Source organism: Methyloligella solikamskensis (genome assembly GCF_042676065.1).
Lineage (GTDB): Bacteria > Pseudomonadota > Alphaproteobacteria > Rhizobiales > Methyloligellaceae > Methyloligella > Methyloligella solikamskensis.
Genome location: NZ_JBHTJO010000001.1, coordinates 2,067,741 through 2,092,731 on the forward strand (window position 1 = coordinate 2,067,741; position 24,991 = coordinate 2,092,731).

Annotated in this window: 24 protein-coding genes; 12 read left to right on the top strand and 12 right to left on the bottom strand. The window is 63.0% G+C overall.

The window, feature by feature from the left end; genetic code table 11:
- Positions 1-71: 71 nt before the first annotated feature.
- Positions 72-977, bottom strand: a complete 906-nt coding sequence (locus tag ACFQ2F_RS10060) for an SMP-30/gluconolactonase/LRE family protein (RefSeq protein WP_379089418.1) — start codon at positions 975-977, stop codon at positions 72-74.
- A 10-nt stretch (positions 978-987) separates the two neighbouring features.
- Complete coding sequence (locus ACFQ2F_RS10065) at positions 988-3,969, bottom strand: 6-hydroxymethylpterin diphosphokinase MptE-like protein (protein ID WP_379089421.1); 2,982 nt, start codon at positions 3,967-3,969, stop codon at positions 988-990.
- Between the two features lie 315 nt (positions 3,970-4,284).
- Here ACFQ2F_RS10065 and gmd point away from each other — a divergent pair, with 315 nt between their 5' ends.
- The 5 genes from gmd to fcl all read left to right on the top strand — a co-directional run bounded on the left by gmd (position 4,285) and on the right by fcl (position 9,017).
- Positions 4,285-5,358, top strand: a complete 1,074-nt coding sequence (gene gmd / locus ACFQ2F_RS10070) for a GDP-mannose 4,6-dehydratase (RefSeq protein ID WP_379089424.1) — start codon at positions 4,285-4,287, stop codon at positions 5,356-5,358.
- Between the two features lie 36 nt (positions 5,359-5,394).
- Complete coding sequence (locus ACFQ2F_RS10075) at positions 5,395-6,150, top strand: sulfotransferase domain-containing protein (RefSeq protein ID WP_379089427.1); 756 nt, start codon at positions 5,395-5,397, stop codon at positions 6,148-6,150.
- A 164-nt stretch (positions 6,151-6,314) separates the two neighbouring features.
- A complete protein-coding gene (locus ACFQ2F_RS10080; protein ID WP_379089429.1) occupies positions 6,315-7,181 on the top strand; it encodes a sulfotransferase domain-containing protein in 867 nt (288 codons plus the stop codon).
- 54 nt (positions 7,182-7,235) lie between these two features.
- Entirely contained in the window at positions 7,236-8,036 is an 801-nt protein-coding gene (locus tag ACFQ2F_RS10085; protein WP_379089431.1) for a putative capsular polysaccharide synthesis family protein, read from the top strand.
- Between the two features lie 15 nt (positions 8,037-8,051).
- Positions 8,052-9,017: a GDP-L-fucose synthase gene (gene fcl / locus ACFQ2F_RS10090; RefSeq protein ID WP_379089433.1), complete on the top strand. Its 966-nt coding sequence runs from the start codon at positions 8,052-8,054 to the stop codon at positions 9,015-9,017.
- A gap of 30 nt (positions 9,018-9,047) precedes the next feature.
- Here the strand turns inward: fcl and ACFQ2F_RS10095 are convergent, their stop codons facing one another.
- The 4 genes from ACFQ2F_RS10095 to ACFQ2F_RS10110 are packed head-to-tail and all read right to left on the bottom strand — an operon-like array spanning position 9,048 to position 12,545.
- Positions 9,048-9,803: an SDR family NAD(P)-dependent oxidoreductase gene (locus ACFQ2F_RS10095; protein WP_379089438.1), complete on the bottom strand. Its 756-nt coding sequence runs from the start codon at positions 9,801-9,803 to the stop codon at positions 9,048-9,050.
- Between the two features lie 15 nt (positions 9,804-9,818).
- Complete coding sequence (locus ACFQ2F_RS10100; RefSeq protein ID WP_379089441.1) at positions 9,819-10,793, bottom strand: phosphoglycerate dehydrogenase; 975 nt, start codon at positions 10,791-10,793, stop codon at positions 9,819-9,821.
- 10 nt (positions 10,794-10,803) lie between these two features.
- On the bottom strand, positions 10,804-11,481 hold the full coding sequence (locus ACFQ2F_RS10105; protein WP_379089444.1) for an acylneuraminate cytidylyltransferase family protein: 678 nt from the start codon (positions 11,479-11,481) through the stop codon (positions 10,804-10,806).
- Positions 11,481-12,545, bottom strand: coding sequence for a glycosyltransferase family 2 protein (locus tag ACFQ2F_RS10110; protein WP_379089446.1), 1,065 nt, complete (start codon positions 12,543-12,545; stop codon positions 11,481-11,483). The genes ACFQ2F_RS10105 and ACFQ2F_RS10110 overlap by 1 nt, the downstream gene beginning before the upstream one ends.
- Before the next feature lie 237 nt (positions 12,546-12,782).
- On the opposite strand from ACFQ2F_RS10110, the gene ACFQ2F_RS10115 reads away from it, so the two are divergent.
- Together ACFQ2F_RS10115 and ACFQ2F_RS10120 are read left to right on the top strand one after the other, a co-directional pair.
- Positions 12,783-13,643 carry a 6-hydroxymethylpterin diphosphokinase MptE-like protein gene (locus tag ACFQ2F_RS10115; protein ID WP_379089448.1) on the top strand — a complete coding sequence of 287 codons (861 nt, stop codon included), beginning with the start codon at positions 12,783-12,785 and terminating at the stop codon, positions 13,641-13,643.
- 71 nt (positions 13,644-13,714) lie between these two features.
- Positions 13,715-14,620, top strand: coding sequence for a glycosyltransferase family 2 protein (locus ACFQ2F_RS10120; protein ID WP_379089450.1), 906 nt, complete (start codon positions 13,715-13,717; stop codon positions 14,618-14,620).
- Positions 14,621-14,632: 12 nt separating this feature from the next.
- On the opposite strand, the gene ACFQ2F_RS10125 is transcribed toward ACFQ2F_RS10120, so the two are convergent.
- The 3 genes from ACFQ2F_RS10125 to ACFQ2F_RS10135 form a co-directional block, all read right to left on the bottom strand.
- Entirely contained in the window at positions 14,633-15,484 is an 852-nt protein-coding gene (locus ACFQ2F_RS10125; protein WP_379089452.1) for a glycosyltransferase family 2 protein, read from the bottom strand.
- A 31-nt stretch (positions 15,485-15,515) separates the two neighbouring features.
- Positions 15,516-16,910, bottom strand: coding sequence for a UDP-glucose dehydrogenase family protein (locus ACFQ2F_RS10130; RefSeq protein WP_379089454.1), 1,395 nt, complete (start codon positions 16,908-16,910; stop codon positions 15,516-15,518).
- A gap of 67 nt (positions 16,911-16,977) precedes the next feature.
- A complete protein-coding gene (locus tag ACFQ2F_RS10135) occupies positions 16,978-17,199 on the bottom strand; it encodes a hypothetical protein (RefSeq protein WP_379089456.1) in 222 nt (73 codons plus the stop codon).
- A gap of 328 nt (positions 17,200-17,527) precedes the next feature.
- On the opposite strand from ACFQ2F_RS10135, the gene ACFQ2F_RS10140 reads away from it, so the two are divergent.
- Positions 17,528-18,712, top strand: a complete 1,185-nt coding sequence (locus tag ACFQ2F_RS10140; protein WP_379089458.1) for a DegT/DnrJ/EryC1/StrS family aminotransferase — start codon at positions 17,528-17,530, stop codon at positions 18,710-18,712.
- A gap of 21 nt (positions 18,713-18,733) precedes the next feature.
- On the opposite strand, the gene ACFQ2F_RS10145 is transcribed toward ACFQ2F_RS10140, so the two are convergent.
- Positions 18,734-19,873: an NAD(P)/FAD-dependent oxidoreductase gene (locus ACFQ2F_RS10145; protein WP_379089460.1), complete on the bottom strand. Its 1,140-nt coding sequence runs from the start codon at positions 19,871-19,873 to the stop codon at positions 18,734-18,736.
- A gap of 122 nt (positions 19,874-19,995) precedes the next feature.
- On the opposite strand from ACFQ2F_RS10145, the gene ACFQ2F_RS10150 reads away from it, so the two are divergent.
- Together ACFQ2F_RS10150 and ACFQ2F_RS10155 are read left to right on the top strand one after the other, a co-directional pair.
- On the top strand, positions 19,996-21,003 hold the full coding sequence (locus ACFQ2F_RS10150) for an NAD-dependent epimerase (RefSeq protein WP_379089462.1): 1,008 nt from the start codon (positions 19,996-19,998) through the stop codon (positions 21,001-21,003).
- Positions 21,004-21,120: 117 nt separating this feature from the next.
- Positions 21,121-21,342 carry a hypothetical protein gene (locus ACFQ2F_RS10155; protein ID WP_379089464.1) on the top strand — a complete coding sequence of 74 codons (222 nt, stop codon included), beginning with the start codon at positions 21,121-21,123 and terminating at the stop codon, positions 21,340-21,342.
- Positions 21,343-21,438: 96 nt separating this feature from the next.
- On the opposite strand, the gene ACFQ2F_RS10160 is transcribed toward ACFQ2F_RS10155, so the two are convergent.
- Entirely contained in the window at positions 21,439-21,837 is a 399-nt protein-coding gene (locus tag ACFQ2F_RS10160) for a diacylglycerol kinase (RefSeq protein WP_379089466.1), read from the bottom strand.
- 144 nt (positions 21,838-21,981) lie between these two features.
- On the opposite strand from ACFQ2F_RS10160, the gene ACFQ2F_RS10165 reads away from it, so the two are divergent.
- Both ACFQ2F_RS10165 and ACFQ2F_RS10170 read left to right on the top strand, forming a co-directional pair.
- Positions 21,982-22,917: a DMT family transporter gene (locus ACFQ2F_RS10165; protein ID WP_379089468.1), complete on the top strand. Its 936-nt coding sequence runs from the start codon at positions 21,982-21,984 to the stop codon at positions 22,915-22,917.
- Between the two features lie 163 nt (positions 22,918-23,080).
- On the top strand, positions 23,081-23,671 hold the full coding sequence (locus ACFQ2F_RS10170; RefSeq protein ID WP_379089470.1) for a DUF4864 domain-containing protein: 591 nt from the start codon (positions 23,081-23,083) through the stop codon (positions 23,669-23,671).
- A 31-nt stretch (positions 23,672-23,702) separates the two neighbouring features.
- Here the strand turns inward: ACFQ2F_RS10170 and tgt are convergent, their stop codons facing one another.
- Positions 23,703-24,851, bottom strand: a complete 1,149-nt coding sequence (gene tgt / locus ACFQ2F_RS10175; protein ID WP_379089472.1) for a tRNA guanosine(34) transglycosylase Tgt — start codon at positions 24,849-24,851, stop codon at positions 23,703-23,705.
- Positions 24,852-24,991 lie beyond the last annotated feature (140 nt).

The window sequence follows — 24,991 nt, forward strand, 5'->3', positions numbered from 1 at the left end:
GACACTCAGCGGCGCGGTCGCTGCCGGACTCGCCCCTTCGAGCTAGCTTCATCTCACAGACGACCATTTCATTAAAGCAAATCTATCGCGAAGAGATTCCCGGCGTACCGGTCCTCGGGCTCGAGACCTATAGCGGCGGAGGTCGCATAAAGGCGGCTCCCATTCTCGCCGTTAAAAGCACATGAGGTGATCTGAGCCGTCGGCAGCGGAATCTTCCCCTGCAGCGCTCCTTCGGGCGACAGGATCGCGATGCCCCAGCCGCCCCAGAGGCCGACTAGGAGGTTCCCGTGCGCGTCGGTGGTCATTCCATCGGGAGCGGCCTCCCCATCGCCGAACTGGCGGAAGAGGCTCCGCTCGCCGATCTCGCCATTTGCACCGAGCGCAAAGCGATATGTGCGCCCCTTGGCGGAATCGTTGACGAACATGGCGCGCCCGTCGGGGGAAAACGCCGGGCCGTTGGGCACCATGTAATCGCGGTCGATCACGGCGATGCTTCCGTCCGGCGACAAGGCGTAGAGGGTCCCCGTCGCCTCTTCTTCAGCGTCATCCATGGTGCCAGCGAAGAAACGGCCGTCGGGGCCGAGCTTGCCGTCATTGAAGCGGTTTCCCGGCAGGCCGGGCTCGGGATCGGTGATCACGTCCAGTGAGACCGCGTCTCCGGCGACCGTGAGCCAAGCGAAACCGGAATCGCAGGCGCAGAGGAAGCTTCCGGCTCCTTGCCGGTCTTCCGGCCATGTGGTGTCGGGCACGACAATGCAGGCGACGCGGGTCTGCAGCTCCCAGCCTGCAGAGGATCCGGTGCCGGGCTCATAGGCCCAAAGCCGGCAGCCCTTGATATCGACCCACCAGATTTTGCCATCCCGGGGGTCGTAGAGGGGCGACTCTCCCAAGACGGCGCGGGTCTCGCAGGCGACCCGCCATCGGCTCGGCCGCTCGGGTATTTCGCCGCCCTGCTCCGCGTTTATTGGCTTGCTCACGACGCCCACCTCACCGCTTGAACTTCGATCGGACTGTATTGAGTGCGGAGTCGAACCCGCTCGGGAGTGCCGCCATCCGGCGCCCGTAGAAGAACGCAGCGAGACCGCCGAGGCCTGCGAGGAACAGCAAGAGCGCCGACAGGAGGAGCACCCCTCCGTAAGGCTCGAATGCCGGGATAAAGGCGGCGATCAGTGGAACGAGAAGAACGGCTCCCATGATCATGAATGGGGCGGGATAGATCCGCATCGCTTCCCGCAACCAGCCGATGAACGCGAACACCCTGTCCGTCAGGCGATACCAGGCATCGTAAAGCCGCGTGCCTGCGCTGGAGTCATCCCAGACGGCCGGCGCCGATGTGGTGCGGCGTGTTCGGACCGGCGCCACGGTCGAGGTCGCCGGCCGGGGTTTTGGTGGCGCTACGCTGTAAAGCATCCGCTCCTGGGCAAAACGCAGCTGGGAGGCGAACGCCGTCTCCACGGCCTTTAATCCCGGATCGCCTGCGAACGCCAGAAGCCGGACCGTTCCGCTCGCCTCCAGCATTCCAGGCATGCCGTGCACGGCTTCGTGCACCTGGCGCCACGCGGCAGGACGGGCGCCCTCTTGGGGATGCCACTCGCTGAGATAGACGGCGTAACCTGCGTCTGCGAACGCATCGCGGAGCGCCTTGACGTCCTCGCGCCCGAGGGGGTTCGCGTGGCCGCCCCCGACTATGACGCCGGCGGGCATTTGGGCTTCGCCGGCGCGCTTCTGCAGATATCCCAAGGCCTCGTCCCTGCCCGCGATGCTCACGACATCTCTAGAGTCGCCTGCGAGAAGCTTGTCGAGGACGGCCTTTTCGTCGACCTCAGCCATGATCTCGCGAGGCATGGGGCGTGTGGCACTTGATGCGGCTGTCAGCATCACCTCCCGCAATCCCTGCCTCAGATTCGCCAGGCGGTGGCGGGAGAACGCAACGCTCTGGGCGCGCTCCGCGTAGTCGAAGCGCAAGAACGGATCGTCGGCCAGGTCCCGGAGTGCCGACTTCACGGCCTCGATATCGTTTTCGTCGACCACCACCGCCGCGTCGCTCTCGGCGATGTAATCCATGGTGGCGATGCCGCGCGGACCGAATGCGAAGACGACGGTGCCGCTCGCCAAACATTCGGGCAGCTTGTTGGCCATGCTGTAGCGGACATAGTCGAGGGACTCGCCGTCGAAATTATAGGCCACGAGGCTGACGTCGCAGTCGCGCAGCCATTCGCGGTATTCGGCGGCGCTCATCTCGTCGGTGATCAGGCGGGTGTGTCCGAAAACGTTGAAATAGCGTCCGACCTTGTTGGCCCACCCCGCCCGGGTCTTGATCTCGAACCGCACAGGAAGCCCTTCCTCGGCGAGCTGTTCTACGGCTTCTGCGACCTGCAGCACGCTGGCGGCCCGCATATTGTCGGCAAGCGAGCCCACATGACGAATGGTCAGAGGCCCCGGCGGGCGGGTTCGCGGCCGCGGCCACTCGGTGGGATCGATCCCGTTCGCGAAGGCCTGGAAGCTATGGCCGTAGCGGGCTTCGAAGGCCTCGGACATGGCATCGCAAATGGAAAGGCGCATCGCCGACTGATCGAGCAGTTCGCAGAAATCGGCATCGAGAATCTCGTACTGGGCGGGATCGTCGTTCTTCACCCGGCTCGGCCAGTCATCCATGATCCAGGTGACGAGCGGCACCCGGTAGCGGTCGATGCTCTCCATGGCGACGGCGTGGAGATGCGGCACGTCCGGCACCGGACGGTAGAGGATCAGGTCGGGGCGGAACGCGGCGATCGCCCTGCGCACCTCTTCGGCGCTTGCCTGCCGGCCTGTGTCGGGGTCCAGCCCATCGGCCAGGCCGACCTCCCGGCCGTTATGGTTATAGACCTGCAGCAGGCGATCGGACGGCCAGCCCGCCAGCAGATTCGCCTTCACCTCGCCGGTGGCGGTGCCGTCGCCGCAGCGGGTGATATCGAAAACCAGAAGCCGCGGGGCCTGTTCGGCAAAGGCTTCGTCCGCAGCGCTCTCCGCGTCCGCCTCTTCGGCCTCAGCGTCGAGCGCATCCATCTCCTCCGGACTCTTCACGTCGTCGAACAGGTCGACGTAGTCCCGGCGCGGAAAGACCTCGAGCATGCCGCCGACGGTGGCGTTGTAGATCGTCTGGCCGAGATCGTCGGTGATGCGCTTGGCCTCCTCATAGGCGCCCAGCATCTGATCGACCTGGGGGTCGTGCCAGCGGAAGCCCTTGCCGAAATAATCCGGATTGAAGTGGTTGGGATCGTCGGACTTCATATCCAGGACGCCGACTTTGTATGCCGTGCTGTTCTGGGCGTCCTTGGGGATGTCGTAGCTGGCGTCCACGCCGATCAGGTAGATCTCCTCGAAGCCGAGATAGGCCGCCAGCTGGAGAGAGGTGAACGTCACGGTGCAGCCGGTGTAGGTGATCTCTGCAGCGTCCGTGGAGAAGTCGAACCCGTGGGGGAAACTCACGCGCCCCTGGTGGTTGAAGAAGATCGTGTCGTCCGCCTCGTCCAGGCAATACCCCAGATAGGCCGGAAAGAGCTTTGTGGGGCCTTCGAAGGCGTTGATCCACTCGCAGCGATCCTCTGCAACGAGATGATCCTCCACCACGTAGAAAGTCGGCAGCCAATCGAGATCGCGGGTTTTCAGGAAGAATCCGTTGACAGCGAAGGTCACCTCGTCTTTGAGCACGGAGAGGTCGGTCCGATTGAGGCTTGGGCCGTTGCCGATGACGAAGCAGCGCTTGGTTCCCTTGTACTGCTCTCTCAGCGCGCGGAGCTTGTCCCGGTAGACGGTGTCCAGCTGGTCATAGATCGCGGAGACGCGACGGATGCCGTCCAGACGCTGCCTGGGAGACAGCCTCTCGGTGGGTAGAAAGATCTCGTCCTGGGTCGGGAGGGTCCGAACAGTCGCGATATACTCGCGCTGGTTGCGCCAGTCGGTTACAACCTGCTTCACAGACTCAAACATGGTGCAGCTTAGCGCTCTCCCTACCCGCTTGGCGTTTCGCGGTTCTGCCTATCGGAACCGTCTCTCCTAGAAAGCATAAATTCGGCTTTCGAAGGACCCATGGGACAGAAAATTTCGGCGATGTCGCTTTCCGGTTTCGGATTTCGCCAAGATTGCGCCGCACGGTACGCTGCACGGACTGTGGCAATTGCAATCTCACCGCAAGGCCGGTAATAGGCAACCTTTGGTCGCGAGACCTCATCGGGGGCAGATGCTCAAATCTAGGGGCATGGTCCAGATTGGAAACCTCCTCAAAAGGCGAAAAGGCGTGGTTTTATGAGTGAGAAGAAGGTCGCCTTGATCTCCGGCATCACCGGCCAGGACGGGGCGTATCTGGCCCGGCTTCTGTTGGACAAGAACTACGAGGTCCACGGCATCAAGCGCCGTTCGTCTTCGTTCAACACCGAGCGCATCGACAGTCTGTACGAAGATCCCCACGAGCATGAGACCAACTTCTTCCTGCACTACGGCGATCTGACGGATTCCACCAATCTCATCCGGTTGATCCAGGAGACCAAGCCTGACGAGATTTACAATCTGGCGGCGCAGAGCCACGTGCAGGTGAGCTTCGAGACCCCGGAATATACCGGCAATGCCGACGCCATCGGCACGCTGCGTATGCTGGAAGCTCTGCGCATCCTGGGACTGGAAAAGACCGTCCGCTTCTATCAGGCCTCCACGTCGGAGCTTTACGGTAAGGTCCAGGAGACACCCCAGAAGGAGACCACGCCCTTCTATCCGCGCTCCCCTTACGCGGCGGCCAAGCTCTACGCCTACTGGATCACCGTGAACTACCGCGAGGCTTACGGGATCCACGCCTCCAACGGCATTCTCTTCAATCATGAGAGCCCCATGCGCGGCGAGACTTTCGTGACACGCAAGATCACCCGGGCGGTGGCCGGCATCGAAGCCGGGCTGCAGTCCAGCATCTTCCTCGGCAATCTCGACGCCAAGCGCGACTGGGGTCACGCCCGGGACTATGTCGAAGGCATGTGGAGGATCGTTCAGCACGACGAGCCGGATGATTTCGTGCTCGCCACGGGCGAGACCCATGCGGTGCGCGAATTCGTCGAGCTTGCGTTCGCCGAGGTGGGCCGCGAGATCGCCTGGGAGGGCTCTGGGGTCGATGAAGTCGGCAAGGATGCTTCGTCCGGCGACGTGCTGGTCCAGATCGATCCGAGATACTTCCGGCCGACCGAGGTGGATCTGCTCCTCGGCGATCCCACCAAGGCCCGCGAGAAACTTGGTTGGGAATCGAAGACGCCCTTCAAGCAGCTCGTCAGCGAGATGGTCGCCGCCGACCGGGCGCTCATCGAGCGCGAGCATTGGCGCAAGAATCGCACGGACTAGCCCTGCCGGCGGCTAGTGTCTAAGAGGACATCTGGGATGTGGGTTATCGCGAATGGTGCGCCGAAGAACGGCAGCACCTGGATCTTCCAGTTGCTGAAGAGAACGAATCTGTTCTCTCCGCTGCCTGACGCCTATCAGAACAGCGCCTGGCGGAATGAGTCCGTTGCCGACGAGTATGTCGACGATTGCGCCAAGGAGCTCGGCGCCGTCGAGACGCGCTACACGACCAAACAGCATTGGAGCGATTCCCACGACGATCTGCTGAAGTATCCCGGCATCAAGGTCTGCAACATCATCCGTGATATTCGCGACGTGGTGGTCTCCCGCTATCACCACCAAGTTCGCCTCAGGAAGTACAACAAGGACATCAGCGCCTTCGTCAAAGAAAACGGAGAGCTATACGTCCGGAATACTGCAAACTATCACACGCACTGGATCAATTCGCCCTATTCCAACGAAGAGACTTATTACATCACCTCGTACGAATATCTGAGCGCCGACGATCTGAAGGCGGGCGGCGAGCTGTTCGATTTCGTCGGGCTGCCTCTCGATGAGGCGCAAAGGAAGGCGGCCATCGAAGGCAGCCGCTTTGAAAACAAGACGAGCACGGGGCCGGAAAGCTTCTTCCGGAAAGGCCAGGCGTTCGGTTTCGCCGACGAAATCAGCGAGGCCGAATCTCAGTATCTTCTGGATCTGGCGTCGAAGTATCGGTTCAAGCAAGCCAAACAGGCCATTGCAGAGTTCAATCCGGCGCTCCGGCCCTATCTGCAGCAGACCGATCTGGGTCTCTAACCTCCGGGTGCCAGCCCGCTTACAGTCGGAAAGTTCACAGGTCGGCTGATGACGAGCACGACGGACGAGGCGATCACGGGACGCGACACGGGCGAAGCCTTCGCGACCTGCACCTCCCCTAATTTCAAGCGATCGGGCCTCGCGCCCTTCAGGAGCTTCCCGCAATGTGGGTGATCGCCAATGGCGCACCGAAGAGCGGGAGCACGTGGATCTTCCAGCTCATCCGGGAGACGCGGTCCTTCTCACCCCTTCCGAAGGCGTTTCAGGATCAGGACTGGAACAACCAATCCGTCGATACCGCACTCCTGAAGGATGCGATTGAGATCCTTCCAGCTCAGGCCGAGAACTTCGCAACCAAGCAGCACTGGCCCAGCCCCGCGCCGCTCTTCGAAAAGGAAGCCGATTCCAAGGGGCTCCTGCTGGGCCCATATCGCCGGGTGAAGCAACAGTTTTCCCTTGCCCAGCAAGCCAGGCTTCAGGGGCGTCTCCTATCGACACCGGGCATCAAGATCTGCAACATCATTCGCGACATCCGCGATGTGGTCGTGTCGCTCTACCATCACCAGGTCCGGCTTTCGCGCTTCCACGGCGACATCGAAAGCTTCCTGCGCTGCAACGGGGATCTCGTCATCCGCAGCACAGTGGATTATCACCACTACTGGATGCATGCGCCGCGACGGTCCCCTATCAACTACTTCGTGACGGCCTACGAATATCTCAGCGAGGACACGCCCGCGGCGGCCGGCGCGTTGTTCGATTTTCTCCAGTTGGAGCTCTCTGAGGAAACGCGGGATCATGCGGTCGAGGCTACGAAGTTCGATGCGAAGAAGTCGACGGGTCCGGGCATGTTCTTCCGGAAGGGACGTCCCTTCGCGTTCGACGACGATTTGGATGCGGATCAGGCGGGATGGATCCTCGAGGCCGCGAAGCGGCGCGGTCTGGGCGAGGTAAAAAGGGCGATTGCCGAGTTCAATCCAACCCTGGGACCCTATCTCGAAGTTACCGATGTCGGGCTCGGCCGGTCGTCGTGAGCTTGGAATCGTGACGTGGCGCGTGACGTCGGCATGGTCGAAAGGAGTGGCAGATTGAGTTTAGACAGCGACACCAGGGTCGCCGTGTACACGATGGGAAAGGTCGCCTCGACCTCCGTCTCGAGCTCCATCCTCGCCCACGGCATTCCGTGTGCTGACGTCCACAGGCTTGAACCCACCCGTATCGTGGAGCGTTTGACCCCCATCGTGCTTCGGAAACGGCAGCCGAGGACCCTGGCCGGCCATGTGGCGGCGCTGTTCAGCAAGCTGGACGGCAGCGTCCGCTTGCCGAAGCATCTCACCGAGGCTTTCGAGGTTCTGCAGCAGATTCGCGCGCGCAAGCGATTCAAGATCATCTCGCTGATCCGCGAGCCGGTCAGTCGGAACATCTCGGCCGTTTTCCAGAATATGTCGCCACGCTTGGCCGGCGACGAAGACGCGATCCTGGAGGCCTTGCGGAAGTATCACGTCTCGACCCCCGATCGCTGGTTCACCCGAGACTTCAATCCGGTGACGGGGATCGACGTCTTCGCCGAGGAGCATGACCGCTCCGCGGACCATTTCCGCTTCAGCAAGGGGCAGTTCGATGTGGTGATCATCAAGACCAGCGCCACAGATGAGCGGAAGTCTGAGATCATCAGCGACTTCCTCGGAACGCCCATCGCGCTGCACAGGGCGAACGAGGCCAAAAACAAATGGTATCGAGAAACCTACGAGCGCCTGGTTGCGGCGCCGAACCAAATCCGCGATGCCTATATTGAGGAATGCTTTCAGCTAAAGTACTTCCGGGCGTTCTTTTCCGACGAGGAGCGGCAGGCTGTGGCCGACAAGTTCGGCTACAAAGGCAAGGTCTAGGGCAAGGTCTAAGGAATGGCGGCTAAGCAGAAATACGATCTCGCCGGCAAGCGCGTGTGGGTCGCGGGCCACCGGGGCATGGTGGGCTCTGCGATCATCCGGCGGCTTGAGTGCGAGGACTGCGAGGTCCTCACCGTGGGCCGCGACAGGGTTGATCTGCGGGATCAGGCCGGGGTGCGCGGCTGGATGGCCGAGCAGAAGCCCGATGCGGTGTTCCTGGCCGCAGCCACCGTGGGCGGCATCCTGGCCAATGACAGCTACCCGGCGGATTTCATCTACGACAACCTGATGATCGAGGCGAACGTCATCGAGGCCGCCTACCGGGAAGAGGTGGAGAAGTTGCTGTTTCTCGGTTCGTCCTGCATCTATCCGAAGCTCGTCCCGCAGCCCATGAGCGAGGACGCGCTTCTGACGGGGCCGCTTGAGCCCACCAACCAGTGGTATGCGGTGGCGAAGATCGCCGGCATCAAGCTATGCCAGGCCTATCGGCGCCAGCATGGGGCGGACTTCATCTCCGCCATGCCCACCAATCTCTACGGCCCAGGCGACAATTTCGACCTGGAGAAGAGCCACGTCATCCCGGCCCTGCTCCGCAAGGCCCACGAGGCCAAGCGGACCCACGCCTCCACCCTGACGGTCTGGGGCACGGGCTCGCCCCGGCGCGAGTTCCTCCATGTAGACGACGCCGCCGATGCCATGGTCCATCTAATGAAGACCTATTCAGGCGATGAGCACACCAATGTCGGGACCGGAAACGACATTCCGATCCTGGAGCTGGCGGAGCTCGTGAGCGACGTGGTCGGCTTTCAGGGACGGGTCGTCACCGATCCGAGCAAGCCCGACGGCACGCCGCGCAAGCTGATGGATGCGTCGAAGCTACTCGCCACGGGCTGGCGGCCGAAATACACGCTGCGCGAAGGGCTGGAGCAGACCTATGCCTGGTTCTGCGAGAATATCGAAACGGCGCGGATGAGCGCGTAGCCCGCGCCCGGCCTTCGAGACCGGCTCGCCTCAGACCCAGCCTGCATCCACGACGATGGCCTGCTTGGTGATCATGGCGGCCTGATCGGATCCCAGAAACAGCACCGCATTGGCGATGTCGTGGGGCATGACGCGCCCCGGCAGCGCCTGGGCCTCGTCCATGAGCGCTTCGGCTGCCTCATCCACCCAGAGCGTCTGCTGGCGCTCGGTCATGGTCCAGCCCGGCAGCACCGCGTTCACCCGGATCTTATGCTCACCCCACAACACGGCCAGGGTCCGCACCAGCCCGTGAATGCCTGCCTTGGCGACCGTATAGGCCGGCATGCCAGTGGTGTTGTTGAGCCAGGAGATGGAGCCCATGCAGATCACCGAGCCGCCGCTCTTCTTCAGATGCGGGAACGCGGCCTTGGCGGCGAAGAACTGGTGCTTCAGGTTCACCGCCATCGCCTCGTCCCAAAGCTCCGGCGTCAGCTCTTCGATGGTGTGGCGGGTGTCGTTGGCGGCATTGGCCACCAGGATATCGAGGCGTCCGAAGGTCTTTGCTGCCTCGCCGATGGCCTCAGCGAGACGTCCGGTATCGGACACATCGGTGGGAAAGAAGCGAATGAAGTCGCTGTGCCAATCCTCGAGCGCCTTGCCGGCCTTCTCGTCCATATCGAGAACCGCGACCCGGGCGCCCTGCTCCGCAAAGCTCTCGGCAATGGCCCGCCCGATTCCGCTGGCCCCGCCGGTGACGACGACGCCCTTGCCCTTCAGGCTCGGATAGCTTGCTTGTGCCTCCGCCATGGCTGCTCCGATGGTTTAGGCGACGCGGTTCGGCTCGAAGGTGGCCTCCGCCAATCCTAGGACGTGGAGCAGGATCTCCGTCGTCATCTGATTGATCCTGGCGACCGCCTCACGGGTGTTAGACCCATTATGGGTGGAAAACACGCAGTTTTCGAATGTCCGCAAGCGGCTGTCGGCCGGAAGCGGTTCGTTTTCGAAGACATCGAGCCCCGCCCCGCCGATATGGCCGGACTGGAGGGCGTCCGCCAGCGCCGCCTCGTCGATCAGCGGCCCGCGGGCGACATTCACGATATAGGCGCCTGGCTTCATCTTACCGAAGGCCTCGCGGCTCAGCATGTGTCTGTTCTCAGGCGTCAGATTGCAGGCGACGAACAGCGCATCCGCACGCGCCAGGACGTCGTCCAGGGGAAGCTGCTCGATGGCGTGGCGGCCGAGTTCCTCGTCGCTGAGCTGGCGCACATCGTACCCGACCGGGTGCATGCCGAAGGAGCGGGCACGGTCGGCGATGGCCAGGCCGATAGAGCCCAGCCCCAGCACGCCGGCGGTGAGGCCTGTCAGCGAACGCCCTTCGATCTTTCGCCAGCCCCCTTCGGCAATCGAATTGTGCATCAGATGAGTGCCGCGGGTCAGGTTCAGAAACAGGCTCAGGCCCAGATCCGCGACCTCGTTGGCGAAGACGCCAGGCGTGTTGAAGACCGGGATACCGATGCGGCTCGCATGGGGCTTATCGATGCTGTCGGTGCCGATGCCCCATTTGATCACGGCCTTCAGGCCGCTTTCCTTGCCGGCATCGAGAACGGAGGCGTCGATCTCGTCGTCGCCGGCGATGACGCAGTCCATGCCGACGATGTGCTTGCGCATCTCGTCCGCGGCGAGCTGCTGCCCGGCCACCTCGGGCAGCACGGGCTCGACCCCCGCCTCCTCGTAGATATGGCGGAAATCTTCGAAATTGCGCTGCAGGTGCAGGCAGGAGAGCAAGGCTTTGGGCATGGGGTCTTCCCTAGCCGCGGGTCTGCTTGAAGATCAGGTCGGCAATCCGGAAATCGATCTCTTCGTCGATATCCTGTGCCTCCAGACGCTCCATCTCGAACAGGTAGGGGCGCAGGCCGATCCGGTTATGCCGTTCCCGCATGCACTTCCCTTCGAAGATATAGACGCAGGAATTCTCTTCGTAGAACGGCGGCAGATCCTGGGTGCGGATCAGGATGTTCGGATTGTGGTTGATGGCCCGGGCCAGGCTGTCCCAGAAGCGGGTCTGCACACGGGTCACCGAGAACAGGCTGTCGTAGATGGGATAGTTCGCGAAGAACGTCTCGATGGCCTTGTTCAGGGTCTCCACGGTCATCAGCGGGTTGGTGGAATGGGTCTGGAGATAGAACTCAGATTCCACCTCGCTGATATCGTGCAGCAGCACATCGTTCATGGGCGTCATGCCACCCAAGAGGTGTTCCGGCCGGTCGAGGATCACGACGTCCGGATATTTCTCGGCACACTGCGCCGCGATGTCGGGCGAATCCGTGTCGATGACGATCTGGTCGATCTGCGGACAGGCCTGCATCACGTCCACCATGTGGTGGAAGAGCGGGCGCCCGTCGCCGAAGGGCCGATAGTTCTTTCCGGGAACGCGCTCAGAGGAATGCCGCATGGGCATCAGCGCAACCAATTGATGCCGCGCCATTACTCGTCCCTGTTCAATACGCGAAGTTTCGGCGCTGCGCCGCGGCCGGCCGCTGCCGAGAGGGGTGGTGGGGTGTCCTCGGAGCCTTCCGGAGCATCGTCCGCCGGGCGGGTATGGCGCCGGGGCAGATCCTCGTAGCGAATGGCATGGCGGGACTTCTCCCGTTGCGCCAGGCGCCGCTCATGGGGGCTCTTCGGATAGTAGAACCGCGTCTTGAGCGCGGCGGAAATCTCGGGCGGATCGTTGAAGCCTCGATAGGTGCCGGTGAGCTGGTTGTAGCGGAACATCACGATGGAGCCGAACTCCTTGCGGAGCACGCCCTGGCGCCACGCCTCCATCCAGTCGGATCCGATGTTGCGCACCATCAGCCCGGCGAGATCGAGCCGTGTGAAATGGGCATGGTCGTCGATGGCCCGCATGGCGATGGCCTCGCGACGGTAGCGGGTGAAGACCTGTTCCCAGCTTTCGTCGTGCACATGGACGATCATCGCATCGGCCACATAGGCCACCCACGACCCTCGGGCCTGCGCCGCTTTTGCCCAAGCGAGATCTTCCAGGCCTGTCAGGCTCTCGTCGTAGGGATGCTTCTCCCAGTCCGACCGGCGGATGGCGCAGTTGGCGTTGTTGCAGAAATAAGTGCCTTGCGGGCACATGGAGTCTTCCGGGAACCACTGGGCGAAGATCTGGTGCTCGGAGAACTTGTTGAGCTCGTTGCCGATCTGCCGGCCATAGCTGACCGCGACGCGCTCGTCAGCGAACGGCGCGACGAGGCTCTCCAGCCAGGTGTCGAAGACGGGATAGACATGGGCGCTGGCGAACACGCAAATATCGCCGGTAGCGGCCTCACAGCCATAGTTCAGGGCGCGGCCGAAGGTGAATTCCGATTTTTCGATGGGGACGATCTTCACGCCGTAGCGGCGGGCGATATTGACCGTCTGATCGGTTGAGCCGGAATCGACGAGGATAACCTCGTGGGGCTTGGGAGACTGCACGGAGAGCCCGAGCAGGAGCTTCTCCAGATGCTCGTCCTCGTTATAGGCCCGGATGACGATCGAGACCTTCATTCAAATCCCCCAAAATCGGCCGGATGCGACGGCCAATGCACCTGATCTCGTGCCCTTTCGCGCGGCGACTGTCAACACGCTGCTATGGGTCCATGGCTTAGCGGGCCATCTTGGCCCGGATGTGGCCGTCCGCTCCCCGCTAACGTGCCGCCGATAGACAAGGTCGCGCGAGGCCGGTAATGCTGCGCGCATTCCTCGATCAGGCCTTCGGATCTCAGCCGGGATGTGCATCCGCTCATGAAACTGCCTTTCGCCACTGAGCTGCCCGCTCCCTTGCGCGCGATCGGCCGTGCGATCGTCCCGCGCGGGCTGCGCCCGGCGCTCGCCGCCCATCTGCAGCACCTGGCGCACCGGCAGGAGCGGCGTCATCCCCAGTTTCGGGCTTCCCTGGAGCGGCTGACCGCCATGCGGGGCATCCATCGTGGCGAGACGTGCGTGATCCTCGGCAACGGGCCGAGCCTGGCGACCCACGATCTTTCCGACTTCGAAGGCATCCCGACCTTCTGCCTCAACCGGGGCTATCTGAAATGGAACGAGGACGGGATGACGCCGACCTACGCGGTCGCGGTCAACGACCTGGTGATCGAGCAGTTTCACGATGAGCTCGCAGCCCTTCCCTGCCCCGTCTTCGTGCCGTGGCAGTATCACCATCTGTTCGACGGGCGGGACAACGTCGTCTTCATCGAAGCCCGCTGGCAGGAGCGCTTCTTCAAGGATGTGCGTAACGGCGTCTGGCCGGGCGCGACCGTGACCTTCGCCGCCATGCAGATCGCCTATTTCATGGGGTTCACGTCCGTGATCCTGGTCGGCGTGGACCATCGGTTTGCCCAGGCCGGCCCGGCCCATCTGGAAGTGGTCCAGGACAAGCACGATGTCGACCACTTCGCGAAGGACTATTTCGGGCCGGGCGTCCGCTGGAACCTGCCAGATCTGGAGCAGTCGGAGATTTCCTATCAGATGGCCCGGGAGGTCTACGAGGCGGATTCCCGCCGCATCGTCGATGCGACCCGGGACGGCGCCCTGACGGTCTTTGAGAAGGTCCCGCTGGAGCAGGCTCTGGCCGAGGCGCGCGGACATATTTCACAGGGCCACACTTAGGGGCGCGTTTGTCGATAGCGTCTCAAGCCTAGCAAGCCTGGCGGCAGCCGCTGCCAAACCCGTCACCCGATATGTCCAACCCCCTCTCCATATCCCTCGTCACGCCGACGCTGAATGCCGGACGGTTCTTCGGCGCGACGCTGGAGAGCGTGCAGGCGCAAGGCTACGAAAACGTCGAGCACATCGTCGCCGATGGCGGCTCGACAGACGACACGCTGGCGCTGGCGCGCGCCGCGTCTCACGGTCCGACGATCCTGGATGGGACGGATACCGGCATCTATGACGGGATGAACCGGGGGCTCGCCGCGGCCCAGGGCGAGATCGTGGGCATCCTGAACGCCGACGACCGTCTGGCTCCGGACGCTCTGGTGCAAGTCTCTCAGGCCTTCGCCGGCGATCCCGAACTCGATGCCGTCACCGGCGGCTGCATCATGATCGATGCGGCGGGCAAAGAGACCTCCCAGCTTCCCTGGCCGCGCCACCGGATGACCGCCGCCAGCCTGCTGTTCGGCGTGCCGGTGATCAATGCGCGGTTCTTTCGACGCTCTCTGCTGGACCGAGTCGGCGTTTTCGATCCCGGCATGGGGCTCGGGGCCGACCGGGAATTGCTGTGGCGCGTGCTGGCGGAAAAACCGAAGTCCCAAGCCATTGAGGCCCCGCTCTATCTCTATCGCGCCCATGGCGGGTCCAGCTCCCTTGCGGGCGATAGCGCCACGCGCTTGCGTATCTGGCAAGAGCATCTGGACCTCGCAAGCCGCCTGTTGCCGGGGGCGGATCGCAAACGGTCGCAGGTGCTGCTCTGCTGGCGGGCCTTCGAAGGCATGAAGGCCGTGCGTCATCTGCAGGGAATCGGCGATTCAGACCGGGCCGCGGACATCCGGCGCGATCTTTCCGAGACCGATCGCGGCTGGGCCCTTAAGCTGCCCCAGGCTCTGGCGCTTGGACTAAAGTGGCGCGGACGCCATTCCGGATATTGATTGCTCGCGCAGTCAGCGGCGCCGGAAGCGGTCCCGAAGGATCACGCGCAGCGGCCAGTTGCCAATGGGATAGAGCCAATAGCAGCGGGCGAGCTCCAGTAGCATGCTGCCGTAATCCCCTTCCAACCGGCGGACCGAGGCGAGATTGAAAGCCAGGGCTGACTGGAACCGGCTGCCGAAACCATCACCGGCCAGCTCGTTCCAATGCTTCGCCTCCATGCGCTCCAGGCCGCCCTCCGCGGCCTCGGGCGAGAGGTGTGTGCCGAGATAGACGGTGGCGAGGGGCTCGTTCAGAAAGCCGATCTTGCCTTCCTGGCGGACCATGCGCACCAGCAGGTCCCAATCCTCGTAGCGGGGGAAGCTCACGTCGTAGCCGGAGACCTTTTGCAGAACGCTTCTGCGGCAAAGCAGCGTGGAGCCCGGCGAGACGTAGCAGCCCCAGACGAGATCGGTCAGATCAAGGATCTCGTCATAGGGGCGCCATGCAGGCTTTCCGCTCTCTTCGCCCGGCGGAATAACCTTGAAATTGGTGCAGCTAGCGGAAACCTCGGCCTCCGCCATGAAATCCATCTGCCTGGCGATCTTTTCGGGCGTCCAGACATCGTCGCTGTCGAGGAAAGCGATCATATCGCCCTTGGCTTCGGCGATGCCGGTGTTCCGGGCCGCTGACGCTCCGCGATTTTTCTCATGGCGAACCAGCCGGACGGTTTCGTCGTATGGCTCAAGCGCCGCGGCGAGATCGTCGGTGGAGGCGTCGTCGACGATGAGGATCTCATCGACGGCACGGGTCTGGGCCACGATGCTGTCGATGGCCCGGCCGATGGTGCGGGCCCGGTTATAGGCTGGGATGACGGCGCTGATCATGGTTGCGCCTCTCGAAGCTGATTTCGGCTCGTTAATCCCCTGCCCCCACGAGGGTCTCGGGCGCGCCGGCGGCGGCCACCCTCTCCTGCTGGGCTTCCGCGTCTTCGCGGGCGACGATGCCGGTCGGGCGGCCGACGGCGTGATAGGTGAAACCAGCGTCTTCGGCTGCATCGGCCGTGTAGACGTTTCGGAGATCGACCAGCACGTCGCCGCGCATAGCGTTCTTCATCGCTTTCAGGTTCAGAGCGCGGAACTCATTCCATTCGGTGAGGACCAGAAGGATATCGGCGCCCCCGCAGGCCTTCATGGCGCCATCGCACCACGTGACGCCTGGGAGCTGCTCCTCGGCATCCTTGGAGGCCTCCGGGTCGTAGGCGCGGATCTCGGCGCCGCGATCCTGCAGCATGGGCAGAATGACGAGGCTCGGGGCCTCGCGCATATCGTCGGTGTTCGGCTTGAAGGTCACGCCGAGCACGGCGACGGTCTTTCCGCGCAGCTCTCCGCCTGCCGCCGCCTGGATGCGGCGCGCCATGCTGATCTTCCGCTCGTTGTTCACCCGGTCGACCTGCTCCACCAGGGTCACGGGGGTTTCTGCTTCGCGGGCGGTGCGGATCAGGGCGGAGACGTCCTTCGGGAAGCACGAGCCGCCATAGCCGGGACCGGCGTGAAGGAATTTCGGTCCGATACGCTTGTCGGCGCCGATCGCGTCGGCGACCTGCTGCACATCGGCATTCAATTTCTCGCAGAGATCGGCGATCTCGTTGATGAAGCTGACCTTCATGGCGAGGAAGGCGTTGGCGGCGTATTTGGCGAGCTCCGCCGATTCCCGCTCGACGAACATCACCGGCGCGCTGCGCAAGGAAAGCGGCTTGTAGAGCGCTTCCATCACCTCCTGGCCCCGCGGGGAATCGCAGCCGACCAGGACGCGGTCCGGATACATGAAGTCGCGGATGGCGGAGCCTTCGCGCAGGAACTCCGGGTTGGAGCAGACGGCGAAATCGATGTCGGGGCGAAGCTCGCGCAGGCGGCGCTCGATCTCCCGGCTGGTGCCGACGGGGACGGTGGATTTGGTGGTGATCACCGCGCCGTCATTCAGGTGCGGGGCGATCTCCTCCACCGCCTCGAAGATGTAGCTGAGATCCGCATAACCGTTGCCGCGGCGCATGGGGGTGCCGACAGCGAGCAGCACCAGCTCGGACTGCTTCACCGGCTCGGCCAGTTCCGTGGTGAAGCGGACGCGGCCCGCCTTCACGTTGCGCTCGATCAGATCGTCCAGGCCAGGCTCGTAGATCGGCATGCGGCCTTCGTTCAGATCGTTCACCCGGTCGGGGTTTTTGTCGACGCAAACGACGTCCCACCCGAAATCGGCAAAGCAGGCCGCGGAGACAAGCCCCACATAGCCCGCGCCAAGCATGCAAATTTTCATAGCGCCCTCGGCTCCAGTCGAACTGAGCCTCCGATACTGTGTGCGGTGCAGAATGACAAGATCGTCCTCAACGGCCGTGTGCCGCAGGCTGAACCGCGGTTTCCGGCTTTCCATTCCGGAACAGACGATATCGTAGCATGAGTGGCAGGCAGATGACGGTCACAACGAGGGAAAGCGGCACTGGAAGCCTCTCCCGCCACTCTTCATCGGCCGCGATCTCGACCTGCCGGGTCTTCCCCATGGGATAGATCAGTGTCGGCCGGGACGACGTCTCAGACATGTCAGACATGGGCCGAAACTCTCCCATCGGGGCGCAAAAGTCGACATTTGCTTGGACCGCATCGGCCCCGCTGGTCTCACGTTCGGCCAAGCACCGAATAGACCGTGTCAAAACGCCGCCGAAGCGGCAAAAAACGGCCTTGCCCGGTGCAATCGAGTTGTGCAGGAATCGCGTCCGACAATCGAGCCGTTCCGCAGGGGTGGATGGTCGGACGGGCCTCTCAAATTCTCCTCATTTCGGGCACAAGAGCTTGCCACATCTTGTCGGCGACGCAGCGATGGGCGAACCGCAGGCGGCTTCTGCCGGCGCGCGCCGCATTCCAACGGGGATCGAAACCATGACCGTGACTGACGTTAAAGCCCGCGATCGTTCCGAGAGCGTTTCCAAGCCGCTCGCCTTTATCGATCTCGCCGCTCAGCAGGAGCGCATCCGGCCTCAGGTCGAGGCGGCGCTGATGCGGGTGCTGGATCACGGCAAATACATCATGGGGCCGGAGATCACGGAGCTAGAAGAGGATCTCGCGACCTTCTGCGGCGCCAAATACACGGTCGCCTGCGGCAGCGGCACCGATGCGCTTCTGATGCTGCTCATGGCCAAGGAGATCGGGCCAGGCGATGCGGTGATCTGCCCCTCCTTCACCTTCACGGCGACGGCGGAGATGATCGCGCTTCTGGGCGCGTCGCCGGTCTTCATCGACATCGAGGAAGAAAGCTTCAATCTCGATCCCGCTCAGCTTCCGGCGGCGGTCGAGGCGGCCAAGGCGGCCGGCCTCACCCCGAAAGGCATCGTCGCGGTCGATCTGTTCGGGCTTCCGGCGGATTACGACGCCATCGAAGCCTTCGCCAAGGAGAACGGTCTGTGGGTGCTGGACGATGCCGCGCAAGGCTTTGGCGGCAGCCGCCACGGCCGCAAAGTCGGCACGTTCGGCTTCGGCACGGCGACCAGCTTCTTCCCGGCCAAGCCGCTCGGTGGCTACGGCGATAGCGGCGCGATCTTCACGGACGACGAAAGCCTTCTAGAGACGCTCCATTCGATCCGCAATCACGGCGCATCGACCAAGAGTTTCGACAATCCCATCGTCGGCCTCAACGGCCGCATGGACTCCATGCAGGCCGGTATCCTGATCGAGAAGCTGAAGATCTTCCCCGAGGAGATCGACGCCCGCGATCGGGTGGCTGCAGCCTATAACGAAGGCTTCGCAGATCTCGAGAACGTCGTGACGCCGGTGGTTGCGGACGGGCTTCAGTCCGCCTGGGCGCAATACACCCTCAAGATCAAATCGGGTCTGCGGGATAAGCTGGTGGCGGCGCTGAAGGACATGAACGTTCCGACCGCCATCCACTATCTAAAGGGCATTCATCTCCGTACGGTCTATGCGGATTATCCGCGGGCCGGCGGCGCCCTGCCCGTCACCGACCGCCTTTGCGGCGAGGTGGTGAGCCTGCCCATGCACCCCTATCTGGAACAGGACGATCAGGCGCGGGTGATCGAAGCGGTCCGCAGCGCCATGAAATCTCTCTGATACAGCTTTAGGGACTTCGCTCTAATAGGCCGGCCCGTTCGCCCCCTGCTCCAGCAAGCCCTTCACATGCTCGGCGATGGCCAATGAGGATGTGAGCCCCGGGCTCTCGATACCGAAGAGCGAGACGAGACCTGGCAGCCCATGGGTCTCCGGCCCGTCGATCCTGAAATCGGCGGCCGGCGCTCCTTCCGGATAGATCTTGGCGCGGATGCCGACATAGTCGGGATGCAGCGACCCCTCGGGCAGATTCGGCCAGTAGAGGCGGATCGCCTGCTCGAAGCGCTGCTGGCGGGCTCCGCCCTCCTCATCGAAATTGTAATCCACCCGGTCGACCCACTGATTGTCGGGGCCGAATCTCAGCCGGTCGCCCAGATCGAGGGTCGCGTGGACCCCGAGCCAAGCGCCACTCGGCATGGGATAGATGAGGTGGTTGAAGGGGTTTGCGCCGGAATAGGCGAAGTAATGCCCCTTGGCGGGATAGGTCCGCGGGACATCGTAATCGCGCGGATAGTATAGCCCCCGGGCGAGACGGGAGCTGTCCAGCCCGGCGGCAATCACGACGCGCCGGCAGGTTACCGAATAGGGCCTGCCTCCTTCTGAGGTCTCGATCTCGTAGAAATCGCCGCGGCGGTTCACCCGGTCGACCTGGGTGTTCAGCACCACCTGCCCGCGTTTCTCGGTGAGGTCGCCCTCGAGCGCCGCCATATAGGCGTGGCTGTCGATAATGCCCGAGGACGGCGAGAGAAGCGCCGCCACGCAATGGACATCGGGCTCCATGGCCCGCACTTCGTGCCCAGTCAGCTCCAGGAGCTCGTCGACACCGCTGCGGGTGGCGTTGACCTTCAGCATCTTCAGATTGGGGATTTCGGCGGCGGATGTCGCCACCACGAGCTTGCCGCAGCGTCGATAGGGAACGCCCCGCTCTTCGGCATAGGCGTATAGCTTCCGGCGCCCGTCCACGCAGAGATGAGCGCGCAAGGAGGTGGGCGGATAATAGAGCCCCGCGTGAATCACCTCGGAGTTGCGCGAGCTCGCCTCGCTGCCGACAGAGTCGTGGCGCTCCAGCAGCAGGACCTCGCCGCCGGCGTCGGCCAGGGCGCGGCCAATCGCCAGCCCGACCACGCCGCCGCCGATAACTATGGTGTCGACATCTGGCGTCACGACCCGTTATTCCGCATGCGAATCGGTTGAAGGGTATCGGGGGTGAGCGTCCGCCGATAGAGTGCGGCGGCTTCAGATAGACGCATGAATGATCTCATGAGCTTCAAGGCGGGAGCGTGCCGATGAAAATCCTGGTATCCGGCGCGGCGGGCTTCATCGGCTTCCATACGGCCAAGTCGCTGCTCGCGCGCGGGGACGAGGTGATCGGTCTCGATAACCTCAACGATTATTATGATGTCTCTCTTAAGGAAGCACGACTAGACCAGCTCGAGGGGCAGCCCGGCTTCACCTTCCACAAGCTGGATCTCGCCGACCGCGAAGGGATGGAGGCACTGTTCGCGGAGACGCGGCCCGAGCGAGTGATCCATCTCGCGGCTCAGGCCGGCGTGCGTCATTCCCTGCAAGATCCCCACGCCTACGCCCAGTCGAATCTCGTGGGCTTTCTGAACGTGCTCGAAGGCTGCCGCCAGAACGAGGTCGCCCATCTCGTCTTCGCATCCTCGAGTTCCGTCTACGGCGGCAATACCAAGACGCCGTTCAGCGTGCACGATCCGGTGGATCATCCCTTGAGCCTTTATGCGGCGACCAAGCAATCCAATGAGCTGATGGCGCACTCCTATGCCCATCTCTATCAGCTGCCGGTGACGGGGTTGCGCTTCTTCACGGTCTACGGCCCCTGGGGGCGGCCGGACATGTCGCCCTTCATCTTCACAAAGCGGATCTTGGAAGGCCAGCCGATCCAGGTCTTCAATAACGGCAAGCATGCGCGCGACTTCACCTATATCGACGACATCATCGATGGGGTGGTGCATGCGACGGACAGGATCGCTGCGCCCGATCCCAACTGGTCGGGAGATATGCCCGACCCGGCGACCTCGTCGGCACCCTACCGAATCTACAATATCGGCAATAACAATCCCGTCCCGCTGATGGACTACATCGCCTGCATTGAGAAGGCGACGGGCAAGGAAGCGGTGAAAGAATTCCTGCCCATGCAACCCGGCGACGTGCCCGTGACTTATGCCGATATCGACGACTTACAGAGGGACATCGGCTTTCGGCCCGAGATACCGCTTGAGGTCGGCATGGAGCGCTTTGTGGCCTGGTACCGCGATTATTATGGGCTCTAGGGCGAGTTCAGCGCCGTTCGGCGAGTTGCCCACAAGCTCATATTCATGGTTCCGACGCGCTTCTCCTTTATGGGGCCGTAGTCTATCCTGCGCTGCGAACAAGGGAGGGTGCTTGTAATGCGCGTACTTATACTACTGATTGTTATCATCGTGGCCTTGGTCATCGTTCAGCATGAGCGGAACGATTGCCAGTGGGGCGAGGCCGGCTGGATGGAATGCATCATGACGGTCGGCGAAGTGTCGGTGCCCGATGTCGACGTGGATGTCGACTCCAGCTCCGATGCGGACAACGAAGCAGAGCCGGGACCGGACGATCAGCAGCCGGACGTCTCTCCGTAAGTGTAGAACGGGATTTGCGCGGGGCTTACCGGCCCCGCCTTCCACTTTTCCGCCGGCCGCCGCGAGACGGCTGCGCACGTGCGTGGCGCGGACGCGTTACTTCGTCTGGGTGAGCCATTGGGGATTGAACCAGCGATCGGCCTCGCCGTCGTAAGGCAGCCGGTTGATATCCCAATGCTGGATATAGGGTGCGTAGACGTCCCAAACGGGCGGACCGCCGCCGACATAGACAATCCGGTTCGGGAATTTGGCAAAAACCTCTTCCGGGTCCATATGGGAGCGGATCTCGAAGATGGTCCGGTCGCGATAGGCCCAATCCGGAACCGCCCCGATCGTCGTCGGCCCGGCGATGAGCACATGACCTCGCGTCACGTCGAAAAACCGGGCGACATCGGCCTTATATTCCCTGCCCTGGTTTCCTTCCCAGGGTAGCCTTCCTTCCAGGCCGAGCTGGCCGCTTTGTCCAATGGCAATGATCGAGCGGATATCCGCCATGTTGTCCAATCCTCAGAAGTCGTCTCATCCGCAGATGTCGTCTGATCCTTACACGCTACGGTGCCCCGCCCCTACCATGCCAGACGAAGCCGCGTCATGATTTTCGATCCAACCGCTCGTCCCATGAACGGTTCCGCCTAAACCATGGCGGAGCGTCTGCTCTCCGAGGGGTTCGAAGGCCCGCGCCACCGGATGATCGCGATTGCGCTGATGATCGGCGCGGTGGTCAGCTTCTCCCTGCTCGATTCCACGGCGAAATATCTGGTGACCGAGGGCCTGCCGGTGGCGGAGGTCGTCTGGGTGCGGTTCACCGCGCATGCCATCTTCACCTCGCTGGTGCTTTGGCCCATCGCGACGGTCTCGCCCTTCAAGACGAAGAAGCCGTTTCACCAGATCCTCCGGTCCCTATTCATGTTCGGGGCGACGGCGCTCAACTTCTTCGCCCTGCGCTATCTGCAGCTCGACCAGACCGTGACCATCTTCTTCCTCGGCCCGCTGATCGTGGCGGGACTGGCAGGCCCGATTCTCGGGGAATGGGTCGGGTGGCGGCGTCTGGCGGCAATCATGGTCGGCTTTATCGGCGTGCTGATCGTGATCCGCCCGGGGCTCGGCGGCATCCATTGGGCGGCCAGCCTCACCCTGATCTCGACCTTCTGCCTGTCCCTCTACAGCATCTGGACCCGCTACCTCGCCCATTACGATCCAGCCGAGGTCACCCAGTTCTATTCGCCGCTGGCTGGCGTCGTTCTCGCCATGCCCTTCGCCCTGCTCGCGTGGGAAATGCCTCCGGACGGGTTCACCTGGCTCCTGCTCGCCACCCTCGGCCTTTGGGGCGGCGGCGGCCATTGGCTGCTGATCCTGGCCCATCGCCGGGCCCAGGCGCCGGTTCTGGCGCCGTTCATCTATGTGGGGCTGCTCTCCAACACCATCATCGGCTATGCGGTATTCGGCGATATTCCGACCTGGTGGACTCTGGCGGGCGGCGCGGTCGTCATCCTCTCCGGCCTCTACCTGATCTGGCGGGAGCGTTCCGCGGGCAAGAATGAAGGCGAGGCTGCGGCCGATATCGCCCCGCAATAAGCGCGGAATTCCGCGATTTACCGGAAACCGTCTTTAACTTTTGTTTACCATGAACGCCCGGGAGGAAACTCTCGGGCGGTTTGGCAGTTCTTACCTGCAGAAAGGGGGACGGGGCACGGATTCGAGACGACGTTGAATTCGCGACGTTGAAGGAGACGTCTGAATGACAAACATGATCGCTGCGCTGCCAAAACATTTCGCCAAGCTCGCTATTCCCGCGCTCGCCTTCGCCGGCGCGATGACCGCGGTTCAGGCGCCCTCCGCTGCTCAAGACATTTACGCTCGTGCCATGCAGGAAAGCGTGACCGTGGCCATGCGAATGCCTTCCGACACCACCCCCAATGTCACAGTCGTTCCGAAAAACCCGGACGCAAACGACGCGCCGAAAGCTTTCGAGCTGTCCGCCGATATGCGCGATGGGATTCAGGACACGGTGCGCGAGCAGTTGAAGGCGCTGGCCATGGGCGATGCCAATATGGCGTTTGCCAATCTCGCGCCTCAGGCCCAGCGCTTCTTCTCGGAGCCGCAGCGTTTCATGCGCAGCGTCGCCACCGATGCCCCGCCTATCGTGAAAACCAAGAGCTTCGCGTTCGTCGGGCTGGAGCAGGAAAGCGGCGCGGCCCTGCAGCAGGTTCTGCTGACCGACGATGACGGTCGCAGCTGGCTCGCCAAGTTCCATGTAGAGCAGCAGCTCTCCGGCGAGTGGCGGGTGAAGAGCTGCGTGGTCGAGGCAGCACCCGGCCAGCAGGCCTAACCCCTTACGACTCGCTCTTTGACGACCTCTACTACGACTTCTCTCCTGGGCCGGTGGCTTCATAGCGCCGGCCCAATTCTTTTGCGAAATCGTCGAAGTTGCCCGCCTCAATCGCTTCGCGCGCCCGAGCCATGAGCTCCTGATAGAAATGGACATTGGCCCAGCTCAGCAGCATGGCGCCGAGGATCTCCCCCGATTTCATCAGGTGGTGGAGATAGGCGCGGGAATACTGCGCCGCGGGACAGGCGCTTTCCGAATCGAGCGGCGTGTCGTCATCCGCATATTGGCTGTTGCGCAGATTGCAGCGCCCCGCCCAGGTGAAAGCCTGGCCGTGGCGACCCGATCGGGTCGGCATCACGCAATCGAACATGTCGACGCCCTTGCCGATGGCCGCGACGAGGTCCTGCGGGGTCCCTACCCCCATGAGATAGCGCGGCTTGTCCCTGGGCAGGAACTGGTTGGTGATCTCGACCATCTCGACCATGGTCTCGTGACCTTCGCCGACCGCGAGCCCGCCGATGGCATAACCCGGAAAGCCGATCTCGACGAGAGCGTCCGCGCTCTCTTTCCGCAGATCCGGATAGGTGCTCCCCTGAACAATGCCGAAGAGCGCCTGGCCGGGCTTGGCCATCTCGGCGAAGGCCGTCTTGCAGCGCGCCGCCCAGCGCATGGAAAGATCGAGCGAATGCTTCGCCTCGTCCCGGGTCGCCGGGAAAGGGGTGCATTCATCGAGCACCATCTGGATGTCCGATCCCAGGAGGCATTGGATCTCGACCGCCCGTTCCGGGGTCAGCATGTGCTTCGACCCGTCGATATGAGATTGGAAGGCGACCCCCTCCTCGGTGATCTTGCGCAGCTTGGAGAGCGACATGACCTGATAGCCGCCGGAATCGGTGAGGATCGGCTTTTCCCAATGCATGAAGCGGTGGATACCGCCGAGCCTGGCGACCCGCTCCGCGCCGGGGCGCAGCATCAGGTGATAGGTGTTGCCGAGGATGATATCGGCGCCGGTCGCCTCCACGGTCTCCGGGAACATCGCCTTCACCGTCGCGGCTGTGCCCACGGGCATGAAGGCCGGCGTACGGATCACGCCTCGCGGCGTCGCGATCTCGCCGCGCCGGGCCGCGCCGTCTTCGGCGAGCAGCTTGAAGGAGAACTCTTCGGTTTGACGTTCGGTCACGCGCAGCTCCTTCACCTCTCCCCTCTGGGGAGAGGTCGGATGCGCAGCATCCGGGTGAGGGGAAGAACAAAACGGTGAGGTTGGCACCCCCTCACCCCAACCCTCTCCCCCCAGGGGAGAGGGAGTTCGCCCTGCCATGC

Bases quoted from the DNA above. Each gene is read 5' to 3' on its own strand.
- ACFQ2F_RS10120 (WP_379089450.1), top strand. From the start codon at position 13,715: ATGTCCAACCCCCTCTCCATATCCCTCGTCACGCCGACGCTGAATGCC.
- ACFQ2F_RS10095 (WP_379089438.1), bottom strand. From the start codon at position 9,803: ATGGCGGAGGCACAAGCAAGCTATCCGAGCCTGAAGGGCAAGGGCGTC.
- ACFQ2F_RS10160 (WP_379089466.1), bottom strand. From the start codon at position 21,837: ATGGCGGATATCCGCTCGATCATTGCCATTGGACAAAGCGGCCAGCTC.
- gmd (WP_379089424.1), top strand. From the start codon at position 4,285: ATGAGTGAGAAGAAGGTCGCCTTGATCTCCGGCATCACCGGCCAGGAC.
- ACFQ2F_RS10125 (WP_379089452.1), bottom strand. From the start codon at position 15,484: ATGATCAGCGCCGTCATCCCAGCCTATAACCGGGCCCGCACCATCGGC.
- ACFQ2F_RS10140 (WP_379089458.1), top strand. From the start codon at position 17,528: ATGACCGTGACTGACGTTAAAGCCCGCGATCGTTCCGAGAGCGTTTCC.
- ACFQ2F_RS10170 (WP_379089470.1), top strand. From the start codon at position 23,081: ATGACAAACATGATCGCTGCGCTGCCAAAACATTTCGCCAAGCTCGCT.
- ACFQ2F_RS10135 (WP_379089456.1), bottom strand. From the start codon at position 17,199: ATGTCTGACATGTCTGAGACGTCGTCCCGGCCGACACTGATCTATCCC.
- ACFQ2F_RS10130 (WP_379089454.1), bottom strand. From the start codon at position 16,910: ATGAAAATTTGCATGCTTGGCGCGGGCTATGTGGGGCTTGTCTCCGCG.
- ACFQ2F_RS10115 (WP_379089448.1), top strand. From the start codon at position 12,783: ATGAAACTGCCTTTCGCCACTGAGCTGCCCGCTCCCTTGCGCGCGATC.
- ACFQ2F_RS10155 (WP_379089464.1), top strand. From the start codon at position 21,121: ATGCGCGTACTTATACTACTGATTGTTATCATCGTGGCCTTGGTCATC.
- ACFQ2F_RS10105 (WP_379089444.1), bottom strand. From the start codon at position 11,481: ATGGCGCGGCATCAATTGGTTGCGCTGATGCCCATGCGGCATTCCTCT.
- ACFQ2F_RS10100 (WP_379089441.1), bottom strand. From the start codon at position 10,793: ATGCCCAAAGCCTTGCTCTCCTGCCTGCACCTGCAGCGCAATTTCGAA.
- ACFQ2F_RS10165 (WP_379089468.1), top strand. From the start codon at position 21,982: ATGGCGGAGCGTCTGCTCTCCGAGGGGTTCGAAGGCCCGCGCCACCGG.
- ACFQ2F_RS10110 (WP_379089446.1), bottom strand. From the start codon at position 12,545: ATGAAGGTCTCGATCGTCATCCGGGCCTATAACGAGGACGAGCATCTG.
- ACFQ2F_RS10150 (WP_379089462.1), top strand. From the start codon at position 19,996: ATGAAAATCCTGGTATCCGGCGCGGCGGGCTTCATCGGCTTCCATACG.
- ACFQ2F_RS10065 (WP_379089421.1), bottom strand. From the start codon at position 3,969: ATGTTTGAGTCTGTGAAGCAGGTTGTAACCGACTGGCGCAACCAGCGC.
- ACFQ2F_RS10080 (WP_379089429.1), top strand. From the start codon at position 6,315: ATGTGGGTGATCGCCAATGGCGCACCGAAGAGCGGGAGCACGTGGATC.
- fcl (WP_379089433.1), top strand. From the start codon at position 8,052: ATGGCGGCTAAGCAGAAATACGATCTCGCCGGCAAGCGCGTGTGGGTC.
- ACFQ2F_RS10075 (WP_379089427.1), top strand. From the start codon at position 5,395: ATGTGGGTTATCGCGAATGGTGCGCCGAAGAACGGCAGCACCTGGATC.